The following is a 2168-nucleotide window of genomic DNA, read 5'->3' as shown; positions in this document are numbered from 1 at the left end:
TAGGTGGGCTGGTATTCGAGCCTTGTCCGTTCTCGTGGTGAGTGTGGCTGTTATATAGCTCGCGCATTCCCGCCATCGATTGGGAATTGGTGGCAATGTTGTCAGTAATGTTGCTGCTGGCCTGAATGGTGCTGGTCGCCTTGACTGGTGCATCGAGTTCAATTTCAGAGGCTTTGATGGTGATTTTACCGGGCGAAATAATATCAATGCCACCGTCCTTAAAGTGCATAAACTGGCTAGGCGTTCCATTGAGTAAGCCGCCGATATAGAGACTGTCAGCCATGTCATACTTGCGTTTGCTCTCTGGTGGGGCTGAACCTTTGACTCTCTTCACCTTCGAGATATCCCGACTGACAGTGAAGCAGAAGCCGAGGTCGCCCGCTTTCGGGTCGAGAATCACTGCATTTGCACCGCCCTGATACCGGAAATAGGGCACATTGTAGATAGTGGCAGTGTTATAGATATTCCCCGCACCATCAACTTGCTGTACCAGTGGCAGGATATCGACATAACCCACAGGCGCTACACCACCACCTTTGACTTTCTCCACCCTGCATATTGTCACCGTACCTATTTTGCCAATCAGTGACCAAATTATCGCCTCCTGAGCCATCGCTCCACCAATAGTTACCTGTGGATCATATAGATAAACTTGTTCATCATTTCTTGATTGCGGCATAATTATCACCTCTTTGGCTGGCACTAACATCCATAAGCCATTGTGCTGAATCCTGTTCTGTTTCTAGCACTATCCTGACACCGTAAGTCAGCCAGTCACCATTACAGATAGATATCTGGCTGCCAGTAACTCTGACAATGCCACCAAATCTTACCAATGGGTCATAGAAGCATTTAAAATCAATACCTCTCGTTGAAGGAACTGGATAACCAATCAACCCAGTCTCCGGAGAAATAACAGGGATTTTTAAATTTCTTGGTTGGCCTTTTCTAGTTACGCCAATGGAATTGCTTTCAATATATAAATTAAGATTTGCAGCTTCTGCCAACCATTTAATTTTCTCCATATCCGTATTTCCTAGATATACATCAGATAATTTCTCACTAACGCCATTAGATTCAAATGAATATCCCATGCGTTTACAGATATTACCCATGATATTTATAACATCGTGTTCGCCTTCATAACTCTCTGCATCTACGCCAGTCATTTTCTCTAAAATGGCAGTTTGTGATTCAATCACCAGCGCGACATTCGGTGCATCGCCCATATCAGGATAGGCAAAAGTGATACCTCCTTTGAAGACTTGTGATAACACTTCTCCTTGTTCACCTGCTTCAATTGTTACGGTATTGCGCAACGCTGTTAATGTATGCCGTCTGATACGCAATAGTTTCTCCATTGTCTCCATTGGCAACCCGTAAGCCTTGATTCGAGCATGGGGAGCGATAGCACCATTGCCATAGTTAACTTCGGCACTGATTCTAAATCCGGTTGCAGAGAGTTTATTTTGGTTTTCTGAGGTAAATGATTCGTCTTTATCTGAAAGGGTGAGGGTGATTTTTATTACTTTTCTGTTAAATTTCATCATTCCATACCAATTTATAACGGGAGCCGAGGCCGGAATATTCAGGGTCAGAGTTACCCTCGATATCAATAAATACCAGCCACCTACATATATATGTGAGATTTCGACAAATACGATTACAAACCAAATATTCACCATTCTGTTTTACTGTAGCGAATATATTTTCTAACCGAGTCTCAAGCGTTAATTCAATTAAGTCTGTTCTAATAGAAAATGAGGTCGTCTGGTTGGGGATGGAGGATATTGTTATTTCAGCAATCATTGGAAGCCTCCAGATAGCCATTTATTAAGTTCTTTTAGTTTCCCTCCCGTTAATTTATCGGCTAATTCATAACCTTCCTCCATCGCAGCATTGAATGCTGATTCCGGTTCGGTTATGCCATATTTCCACCATGACTTATCGCCTTTTTCCACCCGCTGTTTCTGTGACTCTACGTTCTGCGTCTGATCGCCGGTATCTTTATTTTTAGCATCATCAGGATTTTTAACCTCTTCTTTGTCGTACTTAACCTTAACCTCGCGTATTTCCTCCAGATGCACATTCACCTTAATCAGTGTTGCACCATCCTTAGACTCACGCGCTAAATCGTAGCCAACGATAGCCGCATTGGTGTAGACAAA

General features: G+C 43.2%; 4 protein-coding genes. All 4 read right to left on the bottom strand.

Features of this window, described 5'->3' with window-relative positions; genetic code table 11:
• Positions 1-679, bottom strand: a 679-nt coding sequence (locus tag PSI14_RS19840) for a phage baseplate protein (protein WP_273577701.1), incomplete at its 3' end; no start/stop codon positions are given.
• The gene (locus tag PSI14_RS19835) at positions 660-1550 is read right to left on the bottom strand and encodes a baseplate hub protein (RefSeq protein WP_273577700.1); all 891 of its coding nucleotides are present in this window, start codon (positions 1548-1550) and stop codon (positions 660-662) included. The genes PSI14_RS19840 and PSI14_RS19835, both read right to left, overlap by 20 nt.
• Positions 1537-1809 carry a phage baseplate plug family protein gene (locus PSI14_RS20430; RefSeq protein WP_442316493.1) on the bottom strand — a complete coding sequence of 91 codons (273 nt, stop codon included), beginning with the start codon at positions 1807-1809 and terminating at the stop codon, positions 1537-1539. Before PSI14_RS20430 ends, PSI14_RS19835 begins: the two co-directional genes overlap by 14 nt.
• The coding region (locus PSI14_RS19830) for a hypothetical protein (RefSeq protein WP_273577699.1) at positions 1806-2168 on the bottom strand (363 nt) is incomplete at its 5' end. The genes PSI14_RS19830 and PSI14_RS20430, both read right to left, overlap by 4 nt.

This window comes from Xenorhabdus anantnagensis (genome assembly GCF_028598555.1).
GTDB lineage: Bacteria > Pseudomonadota > Gammaproteobacteria > Enterobacterales > Enterobacteriaceae > Xenorhabdus > Xenorhabdus anantnagensis.
This window is presented reverse-complemented; position numbering and strand designations above follow the sequence as displayed.